The following is a 16,513-nucleotide window of genomic DNA, read 5'->3' as shown; positions in this document are numbered from 1 at the left end:
AACAGCCAAAGCTATTACGGCAACAGCAAGAAAAATCGCTGTAATATTTTATATGATGCTGAAGAATAGAACCGAATTCAATCCTATACCAATTGAAAAATATACTGATAGCTTCAAAGAACAACAGTTTAAGAAAATAAGAAAGCAAGTAAAGCGGATGGGATTTAAGCTGGTTCCTGAATCTGTTACTTAAGAGAGAAAAAGTAAAAGAAGATTTATTATTAAAAAGAAAAAAAGAAAGCGTAAATTTTTCTGAATCCTATTTATAAAAAAGGGGCAGCATAGAAATGCACCCCGTTTTTAAATCCAATATCCTATGAAAAACCAATGCAAATATAGGTTTACATTTATTCATTTTAAGCTTTAACCAATAGCTATTCGATGATTGACCTTATTGCTTCGATGAATGGGTGTATGCTGGCAATAATGTCCGCAACACTTATCACTGGGAAATATTTGTAGCATTATTGAGAAACGCTTTTACAAAATCATCATCCGTTAACGCTTCATATGACCGGTATACCCTGTCAATTTCTTCCAATTGACCTGCTGATAATTTTTCTTCAGGATTAAGGCACCAAAGCCCTTCCAATATGCCCTGCCGCCGCAATACTTCATGAATGCCGGGTATGCACCCGTGAAAGGAATGCGCGGCGTCAAAAATCACTGCATTCATGTCTGTAACCTCAACGCCTTTGGCCAAAAGATTTTGCATGCCGCTATAATTATTGCTAATACACTGTTTAATTTCTTGCAGCAGCGCTACTGCATTTTTTGTCCAAACCGCCCAATGCCCGAGCAATCCGCCCACGAATTGTTTTTCAACCTGCCGGCCGTTTACCACGAACCTGAAGGGCGTAAGCAGGTCGGCTACAATATTATCATCATTACCGGTGTATAAAGCAATTTCACTGCACCTGCCCGATTCGGCAATAGCCCGCACCACATCCAGTGTTTGGTACCGGTTAAAAGCCGCTACTTTTACCGCGTAAGCATTCGGTATTTCAGCAAATGCACGCCAGAACGAATAGCTTAAAACACGTCCGCCCACTGCTGGTTGAAGGTAAAAACCAAACACCGGTATGATTTCCGCAATGGCATACAGTCTTTTAATAAGGTCTTTTTCCGAATATTGCTGCAATCCGCCCATGCTCACCAAACCAAGGTGGTAGCCATATTGTTTGGCCAGCCTGGCCTCGTCAACTGCCTGTGCCGTTGGCCCGCAAATACCCGCTACTTTTATAAATGACTGACTCAAATTTGCTTTTTCAATTTCTTCGGCTGCCAGCTTTAATACGGTTTCTAACAGGTTAATTTGGGGATTCCTGATTTCAAACTGGGTGGTATGCACGCCAACTGCAACACCACCTGCACCCGCCGCCATATAATATTGCGTAAGCAAGCGTTGCCGTTCTTCATTAACACGCAGATCGGGGCGCAGCGCAAGCGGGTGAGCAGGGATTACGGTTCCTTCCTGCAGTAAGCTGTTTATACCGGCTGGTAACAATGAGTAAGTTGACATGCGATTAAAATTTGCCTTTTCTTTCCTGGTAATGGGTGGGCTTATTGATTGTTTTTCCACCGTGCTTTAACCATTCTGCCTGTATCTCCATCATTTGTTTTAGCGACACGTTAGGGTACCCGAATAAACGACAGGCTTCACCTGCATTGCTCAGCAACGCAGTGTGTTGCTCTTCGTTCACAAATACAGGCGGCTTACCAAACATGCTTCCAAATTCCCGGGCCGCCCATCTCACCGAAATCATTTCCGGCCCTGTTATATTTACTGTTTTAGCCGGTGCTTCGCAATAAAGCAGCGCCCTGATGGCCATTTCATTGGCATCGCCCTGCCAGATGGCGTTGATATGTCCCATGCCGATATCAACAGGCCTGCCTTCCATTACGGAACGGGCAATTTCCAGCAGTACACCATAGCTTACGTCATTGGCATAATTAAGCCGGTAAATGAAGAGGGGAGTGTTGTACTTAGATGACTGGTATTGAAATAAACGCTCCCTGCCCAGGCACGACTGGGCGTATTCTCCCGCAGGCTCCGGCTCTGTTAATTCCGTGGCTCCGCCTGATAGTACAGGTACTAGCGGGTACACATTGCCGGTTGAAAAAACCACTATACGGGAATCTTTATACTTTTCGGCTACCCGTGCCGGTAAGTAAGTATTCATGGCCCAGGTAAAATATTCTTTTCCAGTTGTGCCAAACTTTGTACCGGCCAGGTACAGCACATTCTCTGCAAGGGGCAGCAACTGCAACTGGTTGTCTTCCAGCAGGTCGGCCTGCAGGGTTATTACCCCGGCCTGCTCCAGGTTTTCCTTAACGCCTGGTTCAGAGAAACGTGAAACGGCTGTTACCTTTTTTGAGATGCCTGCCCGGTCAATGGCCTGGCGGGTAAGCTTTGCCAGTGCGGGCCCCATTTTGCCGCCTGCGCCCAGTATTATAATATCGCCCTGTATTTTGGTTATATCGGTTATCAATGCCGGCGAAGGCTGTAGCAATTGTTCGTATGCTGTTTCAATAGCGTTCATGTTATTTTTTAGCGGGATTAGAAGAACCTCTTCATTATATAAATGTATGGATTGTTCATTCACCTTGATATTGTTGTTTTTGGTATTCGGCCTGTAAAGTATTTAATTGAAGAGCGCCTGCTTTTCCATTGTGAACAATTAGCCTGTACCGTAAGACGAGCGGGGTAGTGGCTGATAACGCTACCCGGTTTCTCCCGGGATAAACGATATTCTGCATGCTTCCCTTCTGTCTGAGTATCCACGGAGCCGGATAATTGGGGGTGCTGTTATGACAAAGAATGGTTATTCCACTATGTTCGTTGTTTTTGTCAAAGTCCGCAGTAAAATCCATCCAGGGGCCGGCATTGAGTTGCAGTTCCTGTGGTATTACTTTGCCGGCTTCAGCAGTAAACAATAAATTATCCGGCATCCTTAAACGGGCACAAAAGCCGCCATATCCTTTTTCATCATCTGAACCTCCGATTTGTACGCCAGGCACCAGCGCTTTTAATGCAATTTCAAAATCAATCTTTCGCAATCCGTCTTCTGCAGTATACGCGGTAATGGTGGCTTGTTCTTCAATAAAAGGTTTTTGATTCATATAAGATGGGGAAGTCCAGTTTACCTTTGTTTTTAATATGGCTTTGCCGTCATGCTGCGCAGTTGTAAGCCTGCTCACTTCCTGTGCAATATTTTTCATGATCCAGTGGTCGCCTATGGATTGGGTATCAATATATACCTGGTGCCACGACCAGAATATCCACCTGTGATAAGGATGGTCTTCAGGAAATTCTTCCGTTAGCGTGTCGCCTTCAATACTGTATAAAGGGTGTAAATAATTATTGCAGTTATATTCTCCTGTTAAGGATTTGGGTTGACGCTGGTAGAAGAAAACCGGCTTTTCATTCTCCAACAATTCCACACCCTGGGGCTGTTTCTTTAAAAGTAAAGGGCGTATCTTCCTGTGCAGACCGCAATCCGCAGGATACAAAAAGCAACAGGCACCATATCATTATAAATTGAGCACCCTTTTTTGTTATAGCAAATCTCTTTTGCCTTAATTTCTCATTTCTTTTTGAGCGGATAAGAAATTGCATTAATAATATCATGCTCTTTATCATTGATGTTAATATGAGTGTTGAATGGTTCATATCTCATTGGTAACCGGTATAAAAATAAGTGTTATCATGAGTAATATTCTTTTCTGGAAGACTTTACATACTCCTGCCCGTGCAATTGTAAAAACCAAACGGTTTTTTGCAGGTACAGCAATTTATAGATTACTTTGCATACAGGCAACCCAACCCATCTATAATTGATGTTTCTATGGACGACTTTTTAGCAGCCCGCTCGCAAATGGCGCTTTCGCTGGGTTTTCATATTGTGTTTTCCTGTATAGGCATGGTTATGCCTTTTTTTATGGCTGTAGCACATTACAAATGGCTTACTACACATAAAATCGTTTATAAAAATGTTACCAAAGCATGGAGCAAGGGGGTGGCCATATTTTTTGCTACAGGAGCGGTATCAGGCACCGTACTTTCATTTGAGCTGGGTTTGTTGTGGCCAACTTTTATGCAGCATGCAGGACCCATATTCGGCATGCCCTTTTCGCTTGAAGGAACCGCTTTTTTTATTGAAGCCATTGCATTGGGTTTTTTCCTGTATGGCTGGAACCGCTTTAACCGGTGGTTTCACTGGTTTACCGGACTGGTGGTAGGAATAAGTGGTCTTCTTTCGGGCATACTGGTAGTGGCGGCAAATGCCTGGATGAACAGCCCCTCTGGATTTGATTATGTGAATGGTGAATATCTTAATATTGATCCCATGCAGGCCATGTTCAATGATGCGTGGTTCTCACAGGCGCTGCATATGTCGCTTGCTGCATTTGTTGCTACGGGATTTGCCGTAGCGGGCATTCATGCTTTGATGATCTTAAAGGGAAGAAATATATTGTTTCACAGAACAGCATTTAAAATAGCTGCTGTATTTGCAACGGTTGCAGCCCTGTTACAACCGCTCAGCGGAGATGTTTCTGCAAAAGATACAGCAAAGCGGCAACCGGCAAAACTCGCGGCCATGGAAGCGCATTTTCATACACAGCAATCGGCACCTTTGATCATAGGAGGCATTCCTGATGAAAAAAACAATACGGTCAGGTACGCTTTAAAAATTCCGGGATTGCTGAGCTTTATGGTGCATGGCAATTTTACATCTGAAGTAAAGGGACTTGATCAGATCCCCGCTAACGAGCGTCCACCCGTAGCTGTTACACATTATGCATTCCAGGTAATGGTAGGTTTAGGCATGGTTATGTTTTTTATTGCTTTGATCTATTATACCGCGTTATGGAAAAAACGAAAATGGCTGGAATCGAACTGGCTGCTCAGGTTGTTTGTAACGGCCACTCCTATGGGCTTTATAGCAGTAGAAGCGGGATGGACGGTAACAGAAGTGGGCAGGCAACCCTGGATCATATACGGCGTTATGAAAACGGCCGATGCAGTAACTCCAATGCCCGGCATCATCTATTCTTTTTACCTGTATACGGCTGTATACATATCGCTGGCTGTAATTGTAACTTTTATGTTGTACCGGCAAATAAAAATGGTTGAAAAATTATATGATATAGCACCGCCTGATAAACCGTCAAACCCGTAAATGCATGCTGAACGTTGTAATGATATACCTGTGGGCTGCTATACTTTTATACCTGCTATTGGGTGGGGCAGATTTTGGCGCAGGGATACTGGAGCTTTTTACGCGCAGGGCCAATCTTGCCAGAACACGTAAAACATTGTATAAAGCTATTGGTCCTGTATGGGAAGCCAATCACATGTGGCTTATTATTACTATCGTTATATTATTTGTTGGATTTCCCGCCATTTATACAACCATGTCCATCAACCTGCACATTCCTTTATCCATTATGTTGCTGGGCATTATTGCAAGGGGAACGGCTTTTGCTTTCAGGCATCACGATGCCGTTGTGGATGATATGCAGATCATTTACAACCGCATCTTTGTAATTTCCAGTTGCATAACGCCTTTCTTTTTGGGTGTTATAGCAGGAAGCGCTGTCTCACGAACCATTGATCCTTATGCTGCAAATTTCGCGGATGCTTATATTTTTAGCTGGTTGCATTGGTTCCCGCTTGCGGTAGGGTTGTTTACGGTAACCATATGCGGCTTTCTTGCAGCCATTTACCTTGTTGGAGAAACAGACAATGCGTTAGATAAGGGCCGCTTTATCGCTAAAGCAAGAACCACCAATACTGCCGCGGTCATTTCCGGGGCATTGGTTTTTGTTGCAGCATATACCGAAAACATTCCGCTGGCTGCATGGATATTTGATAACACCGTTGGTGTAACAGCCATATCCTTAGCCAGTTTATCGTTAATGCTTTTGTGGTATTATTTGTACAAAGGAAAAGTAAGGATCATCCGCCTGCTGGCAGGCTTCCAGGTGAGCATGATACTGTTAACGCTTACCTACAGGCATTTTCCCAATATTGTGCTGCTTAAAAACGGCAAATACCTTTCTTTGCTGGAACACCGCGGCCAGGATAAAACCATTGAAGCGCTGGCTATTGCCCTGCTGGCGGGCAGCATATTTATTCTTCCGGCATTGTTTTACCTGCTTTACAGTTTTCAGCAAAAGCCAAAAGCGCCTGATTCTGTTAAAGAAAAATATACCGGGTAATGTAAACGGCAGGAGAGAAGATGGTATAAAACGATACAGGCTTATTTCCCCGAAAAATAAAACCATATCAAAAAGGCTGCAAGCAATATTAAAAACAGGAAGGTCCATATGCCGCCATGATCATTGTTGTTTTTCCATACCAGCGCAGGTGATGCTTCGCGGGTAAATGTTTTTTTCATCAACCCCAGAAAATCATAAAATGCATCCTGCACATTGTCTTTGGTAGCGGCGCCGTTTTCCGGTTTTGTAGCTTCTATATTGATTATAGTACTGTCTTCCGACTCCGGAATGAGCTTTACGGAAATGATCACAATGCAAAAAGATTTTATCCAGCCGAAAAGAAATGAATTTGATGATATATTCTTGTAATATGATTCCGGATAATCCTTCCCCTTATCCAATAGCTCACCAATGGTGTCTTTCACCGTTTCGATCTCCTGATCAACCTTCAGCACCGTTTTAATAGCAGATGTATATATTTTTTCTTTCATCTTACTATGGATATTTCTTTAGTAGTGCAATCTTCTTGCCATATTAATTTTAGGAGGAGGTTGTTTAGGGGATGTTAACAAATAGAAGAGAAATGTTAATTTTATTATATTTGAAGATAAGTAACCCGGAAATCAAATTATGTATGTTCAACCTGCATGTTCAACAATCTTACAGTAAAATAAAACTCCGGTCATTTTTTATTTTGTTTTTGCTTATGGCTTCTACCGCGGTTAATGCGCAGCACTCAGAAAAAGAAATCCGTATCATTATGATAGGCGCTCATCCCGATGATTGTGATATTGATGGAGGTGGAACAGCAGCGCTTTTCGCATCTATGGGACATGCGGTTAAATTTTTATCCGTAACGAACGGCGATGCCGGGCACCAGGTTGAAGGGGGAAATGCTCTCGCAAAAAGAAGAGCCGCCGAAGCAAAGGAAGCAGGGAAAAGATTAGGCATTACCTACGATGTCCTGGATAACCACGATGGGACTTTAGAACCCAGTCTTGCAGTACGACTCCAGATCATACGCAAAATCCGGGAGTGGGAAGCCGATATTGTTATCGCACCGCGGCCCAATGATTATCATCCGGATCACCGCTATACCGGTATACTCGTGCAGGATGCGGCCTATATGGTAGGGGTTCCCAATATTCTTCCCGATATAGCACCCCTAAAGAAAAATCCCGTATTCTTATATTTCCGTGATTTCTTTAAAAAACCCAATCCTTTCCGCCCCGATATTGCCGTTGATATTACAGATGTATACGATAAAAAAATTGCTGCAATGGATGCGCACCAGTCGCAGTTTTATGAATGGCTTCCCTGGATAGGCGGTTATGCCGGTGAAGTTCCCAAAGGCGCCGATGAAAGAAAAAAATGGCTGGGGCTGCGTGCTGCCCTTCCTGTTACTCCTGAACTGAGGGAGTCCCTCGAAAAGTTTTACGGAAGGCAAAAAGCTTCCGAAGTAAAACATGCCGAAGCTTTTGAGGTTTGCGAATACGGATCTCAGCCTTCTGAAGGAGAAATAAGAAGGCTGTTCCCGATGCTGAAAAAACAATAGCATCACCCAAATCTTTCCACGTTAAAAGGCTTCAGATCAATGCTGCTCTTTTCGTCATTCACTATTTCGCTCACTAATTTCCCGGTTCCGGCACCAAGACTTAATCCCAGCATAGCATGGCCGGTGGCTACCACAACATTGCTGTAGCTTTTTATTTTACCTATATAAGGCAGTCCATCGGCCGAGCAGGGGCGGTAACCGAACCACAGTTTATCCTGCGCGGGCATCGGAACGTCAAATTCGGGGTAAAATCTTTTAACGGCATTCAAAATGCCCTGCACTCTCTGGTAACGTGGAGGTGTGGACGTAGATACAACTTCCATCGTTCCCCCAAAGCGGATCTTATTGCCATCCATAGGTGTAATGGCTACTCTTCCTTCGGCCAATACGGCCGGGTGATTTACGCGATAAGGTGAGTTTTCTAAGGTTACCGAATAGCCGCGACCGGGCATCAGCGGAATTCTTGTATTGGCCATTGCGGCTATTTCACGGCTCCATGCGCCGGTAGCTATTACCACTGCACCTGCATCAAAATCTTCACGGGGCGTTATCACTTTTTTTATCATAGTTCCGTTCTTTTCAAAGCCGGTTACCGGGGCGCTGCTTACAAGCCTCACTCCATTTTGTTGTAAAAGTGAAAGCAATCCCTGCATTAATTTGTTGGGGTATAAATGTGCATCGCACTTAAATAATATAGCGCCGAGCGCATTGATCTTTGTATGCGGTTCCAACTGCCTCAATTCCGCTGCATCCAGTAACGAGGCTTCCAGTCCAAGTGCTCTGGCCTGTTCAACAGTGTGGTGAGCATGCTCCGCCACAGGTTGGGTTTGAAATATTTCCAGCAGCCCTCTATGCTCATAAGCAAAATCAAATCCGGGTATGGCTGCCCAGCTTTCATATTCTTTCTGGCTCAGTAAAGCTATATCACGTAAAGGGATAGCTGAATCCGCTACATGCCGTGCATTTGCACTCCGGGCAAATTTCAATCCCCAGTCAACCAGCGACCGGTTGAGGGATGGTTGTACATAAAACGGGCTTTGGTTATTGAACATCCACTTAAAACCTTTCCAAACAATACCGGGGGTGGCCAATGGAATAAAATGACTCGGACAAACATAGCCGGCATTACCGTAAGAACAATTATTTGAAAAATCATCTTTATCTATTACCGTTACGGTATAACCCAACTGTTGCAGGTAATAGGCGGAACTTAAGCCAATGATGCCACCGCCGATAACAACCACATGCTTCATTTAAAATAGTATTAACCCTTTTTAATAAATTAAATTCGCCTCCCGAAGTTCATTAATACGGGGCGTATTTCAAAAAGTGAAAGGTGAGAGGTGAAGAACGTGAGAGGTGAAGGGTGAAAGGTGAAACATTGAAACGTTGAACGGTTGAAAGGGAAAAGTTATCAGATCATTGTTAGTACGATTGAGCTGAAAGCTCAAGTCTGAAAACTGAAAGCTTAAGGCTTAGCTGAATATTATCCATTCTGATTAAATTTGCGGTAGCAAAAACAATGCGTATGGGAAAAGCATTTTCAAAAGGCGATCATGTTAGCTGGAATTCAGAAGCAGGTCATGTGTCGGGTACCATCATTAAAGTGCATACCGCTGATTTTACCTATAAGGGATATACACATCATGCCACAAAAGAAGACCCGCAGTATGAAATAAAAAGTGATAAAACCGACCATATTGCGGCGCATAAAGGCTCGGCGTTGCGGAAGGTGAAAAAGGGGAGGTGAATATTTGATTTATCATTTAACTCCATAACGGTAAGGCTACTTTATATCCGTTTTTACATCTTTACCGCTCATGCTTACCAGCTTGATGATGGGTTTTTCATTTGTTCTGAAATCATTTTTTTCAATCATTACATCTTTGCAGGCGGTTAGGTTAAATGCCGGTCTTTTGGGGCCAGCTTTAAGCAAATCTGTTTGAATGATAGTATTGCCTTTAAAAACAAGTCCCTCTGTGCTGCGGGCTGATAATATCGGGTAATCATATACTTTAAAGATGTTGTTTTCAATGCTTATATTTTTATGAACGAAATAACCAGTCACCAGTTCATGATTTTCGGGGGCGATGGAAATAATATAATTTCCCGGAGCGGAATTATAGCCACAGGCTTCAAAAATATTATTGCGGATGGTTACGTCCCTCACGGGCCCCGACTCGTACCAGCTTAAGGCATCATCGGCGATAAGAATAGCATGCATGCCTGTTCTGTAAAATGTATTGTTCTCAATCAAAACTTTTCGGCGGGTGGTAACAAGAATGCCACGGGTATTGGTTCTTTCGAAACGGGAGTTGCGGATGGTTACTTCCGGGGTCCAGGTGATATTTTCGATACAGTCTCCGGCGCTTATGTTTTTAGGAAGAGCCTCTTCCAATTCAAGTTCCATTTCGCGTTTGTTCACCATCTTTGCGTTTTTAAGTTTGGCGTAACCAATTAACATCAAGGTTTGGGGATTTACAAAAGCGATGCTGTCGTTGGCGAAAAAAGCTTCGAAACCGTAAGTCTGGTGGTGCATGAACCGAACGGTTAATTTATTGCCGGAAGCTATGGATGTGATCTTCAGGTGGGTGCCATGCACATTAATTGGATCATCGTGTGAGCCGGAGGTAAAGCAGCTATCAATCAGGATGCTTCCCTTACACCCCGAAAAATGAAAGCAATCCGCAAAAGCGCTAATGATGCGTCCTGAATTTTCGCGGGGCGCTACTGCTACTTTCACCAGCGAAATATTTTCTGAAAATTGGGAAACGATCCCAAGACCGTGCATATAATGCATCTTCACATTTTCAATACGAATGTTTTTACTGAGACTGATAAAGGCTCCTGCATTATCGCGGTAAGGATCGCGAATGGTTAAAATATCGCCGGGATGAAAATTGTTTTTTGAAAACTCGCCCTGAAAGGTTACATGCAAAGGACTGGTTTGAACTGCCCTGCTTTCATTAAATGGCTTAAATGAACTATACTTCATCAGGTTTTTACCGGGCTCGAAAAGTATAGTGTGATAAGATTTGCTCTTCCATCCTTCACCATAAAAACCGATCCGGCCATTATCAATACAATATTTTGAGTCGGGATGAATGACTGTTTCAACAGAGCGGGAGGAAACTTTCAAAATGCTTAATTCCGACATGGTCGGCCGTTCATAATCGAACCGCATATTTTTTAGCTGGATATGTTCACTGTTGAGGATGGCGAATGAAACCATTTTGCCATGAAGCACCACCAGCGTATTGTTTCCCTCAATAACCAGGTTTTTAAAACCATCTAACAAAAATCCGATATTTTTTATTTTAGAAACCGAATCGTTTTCAGTGCAATTGGAAATATAGAGTTCCTGTTTAAAAGCGTATTCCGGCCATAAATCAATGCGACCGCCCGGCAGCAATAAGGTATCCGCTGAATTTTCTTTGCAAAACCGGAGGGCTTTTTTAACGCCGGCGCTAGCGTTTTCAAAACTATTTGACTTTATGCCAAAGTCAGTAAGCGCAACTACACTTCCAGTATCTGAGGCAATCCCATTTTTTGCAAATGTTTCTTTTATACAGCAGTCGAAAAAAAGGAATATCATCAATAATGTAGAGGCTTGAATACCCGCCCTTTTCGCCCGGTTGAAAACGCTCATTACGAATTTTTTTTATTTCCTTTAAAAAATATGCTGAACACTTCTGTTTGCTTCACACATTTTGTGTCAAAAGCATTTCATCCCTCTGAAAAACGAGCAATCAAAAAATTGCCCCTATAAAAATAGGGGCAATGCTGTTCAAAAACCAACTGCATGTATAAGAAATCGTTTAGTAATCAGGATTTTGTTCAAGGACGGGCTGATTGCGGTCAATTTCCGTTTGGGGTATCGGCCAAAACTCATACTTGTTCTCATATTTTATTTGAATGTTTGGCGCCAATGGGTTTGGCGCAAATCCGCTTAATGTTTGTGTAGCGATGCCCCACCTTCTCAAATCAAAATAGCGCAGCCCTTCCAGTGGAAACTCCACTCTTCTTTCATGCCTGATAGCGGCTCTCATCTGCTCTTTTGTAAGACCGGCAGGCAATGCGGGCATGTTAACACCCGGTCTGTCTCTAACTTCGTTTATCTGTGTATAAACAGAAGCGTCGGGGCCTACGGCTTCGTTTTGTGCTTCTGCATACATGAGCTTAATGTCGGCATAGCGCAACAACACAAAGTCGTTATCTCCTTTTACACCATAATCGGGATTTTTTAGCCCCGCAGTAAGCCATTTTTTAGGTAAATAAAAACCCACAATCCAGTCCTGTCCGCCTCCGGGAGTAGCTACGGCAGGATTGCTAAAAGGCCATCCTTTATCAGGTCCGTCACCCGGAAAAAACCAGGTCATTGACTTTCTTGGATCGCCGGTTTCATATTCATCAATCAGGTTCTGCGTTCCCTGGTACCCACCCCAGGTTTGCATGGTTACATTTAATGCGGCATCTGCATGTTCAATGTTGGGGAGTTGAAACTTTACAGAGAACATGATCTCCTGGCTGACGTTTTGCCCTGCTTTATAAAAGTTCGCTGCATAATCAGGGTTCAGTGAATACTGGTTGCCATCAATAATCTGCTTAGCCAATGCGGCAGCTTCCGGATATTTTTTTTCAAAAAGCAAGGCCCTTACTTTGTATCCCTGCGCCGTAGTTTTAACAGCATGTCCAGAACCGTATGCATCATCCGGCAAAGCTGCAATGGCTGCATCCAGGTCCTGGTTTACAAAGGCTAATACATCGGCCCTGGCAGACTTAGCCATCGGTGTTTTAAAATCGGCTTTAAAGGGGTCGTCTTTAACAATTGGTACGTTTCCATACAATTGCGCCAACCAGAAATAATTAAAGGCTCTCAGAAAATAAGCTTCTCCCTTGTACTTTGTCAGTTTATCGCCGGTAAGTACTTTATCTACATTAGCCAAAAAGGAATTAATAGCGGCAATGGCTTTAAAATTGTTTTCATAATAGCTCCGCACGTAAGCGCCTGTATTGGGCGTAATGCCGGAGCTTGTGGCATCATAGCCGCCGCCATAATTATGCTTGCCAAAAACATCATCTGTATATGTATCCCAGCCCATTACTTCATATTGAGAGTTGGCCCAGTTACCGCCACCTGCGTATAAAAAATTATACAGGCCGGTTAATGCAAGGTCGGCATCGGCTTCTGATTTCCAGAAAATAGTAGTAGATAAACGATCGGGGGGAGATACATCAAGAAGACCCTTGGTGCAGGATGCAAACAGCATAAGGGTTGCAATGCCTGTAAAGAATATGTTTCTTTGATATTTTTTCATATCAATGTAGTTTAAATTTAAAAGTTAGAATTGAACAGTTGCTCCAAAAGTAAATGTTCGTAATTGCGGGTAGGTTACGTAGTTGCCATCGCTTGTCCGTTCAGGGTCAATTCCCGGGAATTTACTTACGGTAAGCACATTATCCGCCGCAAAATAAACCCTCAGTAATTTTGCACCTGCTTTGCTTATTATATTGGCAGGAAGCGTATAACCCAACTGGATATTCTTTAAACGCATAAATGAAGCGTCTTTCAGGAAATAGGTAGAGCTGTAGTTTTGAACAGGCGCGTATCCGTCTGCCGAATATATTTTTGGCATGGTGGTAGAAGGGTTAGTGGGCGTCCACCTGTTTCTCCAGTCAGTAGTTGGCACAGAGCCCTGGCGAAATGGTTCCGCGCCCCATCCGGTTACGTATATTTTCTGTCCCTGCGATCCGTATAATTGGGCATTAAAATCAAAGCCCTTCCATTCCGCGCCCAGGTTTATGGTATACTGGTAAGCGGGATATTTTCCACCCACATAGGTACGGTCTTTATCATCTACTTTTCCATCTCCATTAACATCTTTAATTTTCAAATCGCCGGGGCTGGGTGTAACCGGTTGTGCGGGAGATTTATCAATCTCATCCTGGCTTTGAAAAATGCCATCCCATACATACATATAATATGCATCTAATGGGTGTCCTTCTTCCCGTATGGTTCTGCCGCCAATTTCAGTTTTGCCATATTGTTCCAGTATATTTTTATAGGTTTGAAAGTTGGCTCCTGCATAGTAGGAGAATGCGTTCCCGATTTTATCGCGGTATTGCGCGGAAAACTCAAATCCTTTATTTCTTACAGCGCCGTTATTAATAACAGGAGGGTTTAGCCCTAACCATAGGGGAACCTGTGAACTTCTCAGGATGTCAAATGTGTATTTATTAAACCAGTCTGCGGTAAAGGAAAATTTGTTTTTTAGTGCGGCCAGGTCAATGCCTATATCAAATACACGGGTAGTTTCCCATGTAAGCGCGGGGTCTACCAGGCTTCCTGCCGAATACCCGGGTGTTACAGAGCCGCCGAATGCATAATCCCTGTTGCTTAACGTTGGCTGGTATGGATAAGTACCGATATTCTGGTTACCGAGTTGTCCCCATGATCCCCTGATCTTTAAATCATCCAGCCACGATGCGCTTTGCAGAAAGGATTCGTTTGAAATGCGCCATGCACCGGAAAAGGAATAGAATAGGCCCCACCGGGTATCTTTAGGCAATCGTGAAGTGCCATCATAACGCATACTGGTTCCAAACAGGTATTTGTCCTGGAAATCATAGTTGGCTGTACCATAGAAAGAACGTATTGCCCATTGAGAAGAAGAGCCTCTATTTGTCATGCCTGCCGAGGGTCCTGCATCTAATTCCCGCAAAAGATTGGTAGTAAACTGGGCCCTCCATGCATCAATATTGCTGCCTTCATTATGCTCCTGCTGAAATCCTCCAATTGCAGAAACGGTATGATCACCGAGCGATTTTCTAAAGTTTAGCTGGCTGTAATATACCGTGTAAATATTATCGCTTCTGCCAACAGTAAGTCCGGGTGTACCTACATCTAACAGCCCGGCAGAAGTCATATCATTGTAATAGTAGGTTTGCACTACCGGTCTGAAATCATTGTATTTACTGGTTCCGTAATTCGCTCCGGCCTTTGTTTCCCATTTCAATGATTTTAAAATTTCAATGTCCAGGGAAAGGTTGCCTTGTAAATAATAATCATCCGTTCTTGTTCTTACATCTTCCCCAACAATGGCTACCGTATTTTTATTTCCTGACTCGTTAGAGTATGCTTTTTTTATCCATTTGCCATCGGCGGATTGTGGCGGATACAATGGCGATTGCGCCAGGGTAGATAAAAACATGTCTCCGGCTCCCTGCGGGGGATTAAGCCTGTTACCGTACCGCATCTGCACATTGGTGCCAATAGTTACTCTTTTGTGTACTTTGGATGATAAGCCAAGATCCATCGTGTATTTCTTGTAGCTAAATCCAATCATTGTACCAGGCTGATGGGTATAGCCAATACCCAGGTTATAGTTAGTATTGTCTTTACCGCCGCTAAGATTTAAATAGTGATTTTGGGTATGCGCCGGTTGAAATAAATCATCCAGCCAGTTATGGTTTGGATATTTAACCCTGTCCGTAGCATTTTTATATAAATCAATCTGCGCCTGGGTGTAAATGGACTGCCGGCCGGAATTAGTATTGGCTTCATTTGACAGCTCCATATATTCCGCCGAATTGTGTATGGTTTTTGGAATGCTCGTAGGATTGGATATTCCCAGGTTATAATTGTACTGGAGAGAGAATCCCCCGCTCTTTCCTTTTTTTGTTTTTATTACAATTACACCGTTTGCACCTCTTGAACCATAGATTGCCGCTGAAGCCGCATCTTTCAGCAGGCTGATGGATTCAATATCATTCGGGTTCAATACCGTTAAGCTTCCCGGTAACCCATCAACAATTATCAATGGATCATTACCCGCTCCGCTAAAAGTAGATACCCCCCTGATCCGGAGGCTCACTCCTTCATTTCCCGGTTCGCCGGAACCCTGTATTACCTGTAAGCCGGGCAATTGCCCCTGTAGTAATGCTGCCGGATTGGTAGCTACCCGTTTATTTAATTCTTCACCGGAAACAGTTGCTACTGCACTGGTTAGTTTACGCCTGCTTTGCGTACCATAGCCTACTACTACCACATCGGTGAGTTGGGATGTATTGGGTAATAGAACCACGTTAATTACCGTGCGTTTATTAACCTGTATTGTTTGATTTATAAAACCTACATAGCTGAACACCAATGTTGCGTTTTCGTCTACAGTAATGCTGTATTCTCCCGACTCATTGGTTGTGGTTCCAATACCGGTGCCTGCAGATATGCTTACATTCAGCAAAGGATTGCCTTCATTATCGGTAACCTTTCCCTGTACGGTTATAATGCCCTGGGCGGGTTCGTCTCCCTTAATGGCGATCAGCTTATTGTTGATCAGGCTATAGGTTAGGCCCGTTTTGGTGAACATTTGTGATAAGATATCTTCTATTGGAAGGTCTTTTGCTTTTAGGGTAACCGTCATGTTTTCCGATAATATGAGGTTGCTGAAAGCGAAGCGGTAGTCTGATTTTCTTTCAATTATTTTCAGGGCATGGCTAAGCTTTGTGTTCTTGAAATCAACAGAAATTTTTTCCTGTGAAAAAGTTTTGGCAGAAACATGCAAAGCCGTGAGCAAAATCACTAAAACAGAGAGCTTCATAAGCAGAATCGTTTTGAGCCATCCCTTCTGCAGGGGTGGAATGAAACAGGCAGTTTTTTTCATACTTTTGTTTTGGTTTATTTGTTATAAAATAGGTAGCCGGATTGTTTTTATGCTTTCCGGTTCCGTTTTG

At 43.3% G+C, this 16,513-nt stretch carries 12 protein-coding genes and 1 pseudogene; 5 read left to right on the top strand and 8 right to left on the bottom strand.

The window, feature by feature from the left end; translation table 11 throughout:
- Nucleotides 1–193 (top strand): annotated as a pseudogene (locus FRX45_RS23385) (hypothetical protein); the annotation flags it as partial.
- Between the two features lie 249 nt (nucleotides 194–442).
- Here FRX45_RS23385 and FRX45_RS20215 read toward each other — a convergent pair.
- Genes FRX45_RS20215 through FRX45_RS20205 form a run of 3 tightly spaced genes read right to left on the bottom strand, consistent with a single transcriptional unit; the run spans nucleotide 443 to nucleotide 3,444 of the window.
- Complete coding sequence (locus FRX45_RS20215) at nucleotides 443–1,522, bottom strand: dihydrodipicolinate synthase family protein (protein WP_152270293.1); 1,080 nt, start codon at nucleotides 1,520–1,522, stop codon at nucleotides 443–445.
- A gap of 4 nt (nucleotides 1,523–1,526) precedes the next feature.
- On the bottom strand, nucleotides 1,527–2,543 hold the full coding sequence (locus FRX45_RS20210; protein ID WP_152270292.1) for an NAD-dependent epimerase/dehydratase family protein: 1,017 nt from the start codon (nucleotides 2,541–2,543) through the stop codon (nucleotides 1,527–1,529).
- 55 nt (nucleotides 2,544–2,598) lie between these two features.
- A complete protein-coding gene (locus FRX45_RS20205; RefSeq protein WP_193311789.1) occupies nucleotides 2,599–3,444 on the bottom strand; it encodes a DUF6807 family protein in 846 nt (281 codons plus the stop codon).
- Between the two features lie 335 nt (nucleotides 3,445–3,779).
- Here FRX45_RS20205 and FRX45_RS20200 point away from each other — a divergent pair, with 335 nt between their 5' ends.
- On the top strand, nucleotides 3,780–5,183 hold the full coding sequence (locus tag FRX45_RS20200) for a cytochrome ubiquinol oxidase subunit I (protein ID WP_226805482.1): 1,404 nt from the start codon (nucleotides 3,780–3,782) through the stop codon (nucleotides 5,181–5,183).
- A 4-nt stretch (nucleotides 5,184–5,187) separates the two neighbouring features.
- Nucleotides 5,188–6,225, top strand: a complete 1,038-nt coding sequence (locus FRX45_RS20195) for a cytochrome d ubiquinol oxidase subunit II (RefSeq protein WP_152270290.1) — start codon at nucleotides 5,188–5,190, stop codon at nucleotides 6,223–6,225.
- Between the two features lie 41 nt (nucleotides 6,226–6,266).
- On the opposite strand, the gene FRX45_RS20190 is transcribed toward FRX45_RS20195, so the two are convergent.
- Nucleotides 6,267–6,716, bottom strand: coding sequence for a hypothetical protein (locus tag FRX45_RS20190; RefSeq protein WP_152270289.1), 450 nt, complete (start codon nucleotides 6,714–6,716; stop codon nucleotides 6,267–6,269).
- A gap of 143 nt (nucleotides 6,717–6,859) precedes the next feature.
- On the opposite strand from FRX45_RS20190, the gene FRX45_RS20185 reads away from it, so the two are divergent.
- Nucleotides 6,860–7,780 (top strand): PIG-L deacetylase family protein, encoded by a 921-nt coding sequence (locus FRX45_RS20185; protein WP_152270288.1) that lies wholly within the window; start codon nucleotides 6,860–6,862, stop codon nucleotides 7,778–7,780.
- A 2-nt stretch (nucleotides 7,781–7,782) separates the two neighbouring features.
- Here FRX45_RS20185 and FRX45_RS20180 read toward each other — a convergent pair whose 3' ends face one another.
- Complete coding sequence (locus tag FRX45_RS20180) at nucleotides 7,783–9,033, bottom strand: NAD(P)/FAD-dependent oxidoreductase (protein WP_152270287.1); 1,251 nt, start codon at nucleotides 9,031–9,033, stop codon at nucleotides 7,783–7,785.
- A gap of 275 nt (nucleotides 9,034–9,308) precedes the next feature.
- Here FRX45_RS20180 and FRX45_RS20175 point away from each other — a divergent pair, with 275 nt between their 5' ends.
- On the top strand, nucleotides 9,309–9,530 hold the full coding sequence (locus tag FRX45_RS20175; protein WP_152270286.1) for a hypervirulence associated TUDOR domain-containing protein: 222 nt from the start codon (nucleotides 9,309–9,311) through the stop codon (nucleotides 9,528–9,530).
- Nucleotides 9,531–9,566: 36 nt separating this feature from the next.
- Here FRX45_RS20175 and FRX45_RS20170 read toward each other — a convergent pair whose 3' ends face one another.
- The 3 genes from FRX45_RS20170 to FRX45_RS20160 form a co-directional block, all read right to left on the bottom strand.
- Nucleotides 9,567–11,429 carry a right-handed parallel beta-helix repeat-containing protein gene (locus FRX45_RS20170; protein ID WP_152270285.1) on the bottom strand — a complete coding sequence of 621 codons (1,863 nt, stop codon included), beginning with the start codon at nucleotides 11,427–11,429 and terminating at the stop codon, nucleotides 9,567–9,569.
- 169 nt (nucleotides 11,430–11,598) lie between these two features.
- A complete protein-coding gene (locus tag FRX45_RS20165) occupies nucleotides 11,599–13,098 on the bottom strand; it encodes a RagB/SusD family nutrient uptake outer membrane protein (RefSeq protein WP_152270284.1) in 1,500 nt (499 codons plus the stop codon).
- 24 nt (nucleotides 13,099–13,122) lie between these two features.
- Entirely contained in the window at nucleotides 13,123–16,443 is a 3,321-nt protein-coding gene (locus tag FRX45_RS20160) for a TonB-dependent receptor (protein ID WP_152270283.1), read from the bottom strand.
- Between the last annotated feature and the right edge of the window lie 70 nt (nucleotides 16,444–16,513).

It is taken from the genome of Agriterribacter humi, assembly GCF_009192765.1.
Lineage (GTDB): Bacteria > Bacteroidota > Bacteroidia > Chitinophagales > Chitinophagaceae > Agriterribacter > Agriterribacter humi.
The sequence above is the reverse complement of the archived record's forward strand: the minus strand, read 5'-3'. Positions and strand labels throughout refer to the sequence as shown.

What these genes read in the sequence shown, in the direction of transcription:
- FRX45_RS20185 (WP_152270288.1), top strand. Translation starts at nt 6,860, where the DNA reads ATGTTCAACCTGCATGTTCAACAATCTTACAGTAAAATAAAACTCCGG.
- FRX45_RS20215 (WP_152270293.1), bottom strand. Translation starts at nt 1,522, where the DNA reads ATGTCAACTTACTCATTGTTACCAGCCGGTATAAACAGCTTACTGCAG.
- FRX45_RS20210 (WP_152270292.1), bottom strand. Translation starts at nt 2,543, where the DNA reads ATGAACGCTATTGAAACAGCATACGAACAATTGCTACAGCCTTCGCCG.
- FRX45_RS20160 (WP_152270283.1), bottom strand. Translation starts at nt 16,443, where the DNA reads ATGAAAAAAACTGCCTGTTTCATTCCACCCCTGCAGAAGGGATGGCTC.
- FRX45_RS20195 (WP_152270290.1), top strand. Translation starts at nt 5,188, where the DNA reads ATGCTGAACGTTGTAATGATATACCTGTGGGCTGCTATACTTTTATAC.
- FRX45_RS20180 (WP_152270287.1), bottom strand. Translation starts at nt 9,033, where the DNA reads ATGAAGCATGTGGTTGTTATCGGCGGTGGCATCATTGGCTTAAGTTCC.
- FRX45_RS20190 (WP_152270289.1), bottom strand. Translation starts at nt 6,716, where the DNA reads ATGAAAGAAAAAATATATACATCTGCTATTAAAACGGTGCTGAAGGTT.
- FRX45_RS20165 (WP_152270284.1), bottom strand. Translation starts at nt 13,098, where the DNA reads ATGAAAAAATATCAAAGAAACATATTCTTTACAGGCATTGCAACCCTT.
- FRX45_RS20175 (WP_152270286.1), top strand. Translation starts at nt 9,309, where the DNA reads ATGGGAAAAGCATTTTCAAAAGGCGATCATGTTAGCTGGAATTCAGAA.
- FRX45_RS20170 (WP_152270285.1), bottom strand. Translation starts at nt 11,429, where the DNA reads ATGAGCGTTTTCAACCGGGCGAAAAGGGCGGGTATTCAAGCCTCTACA.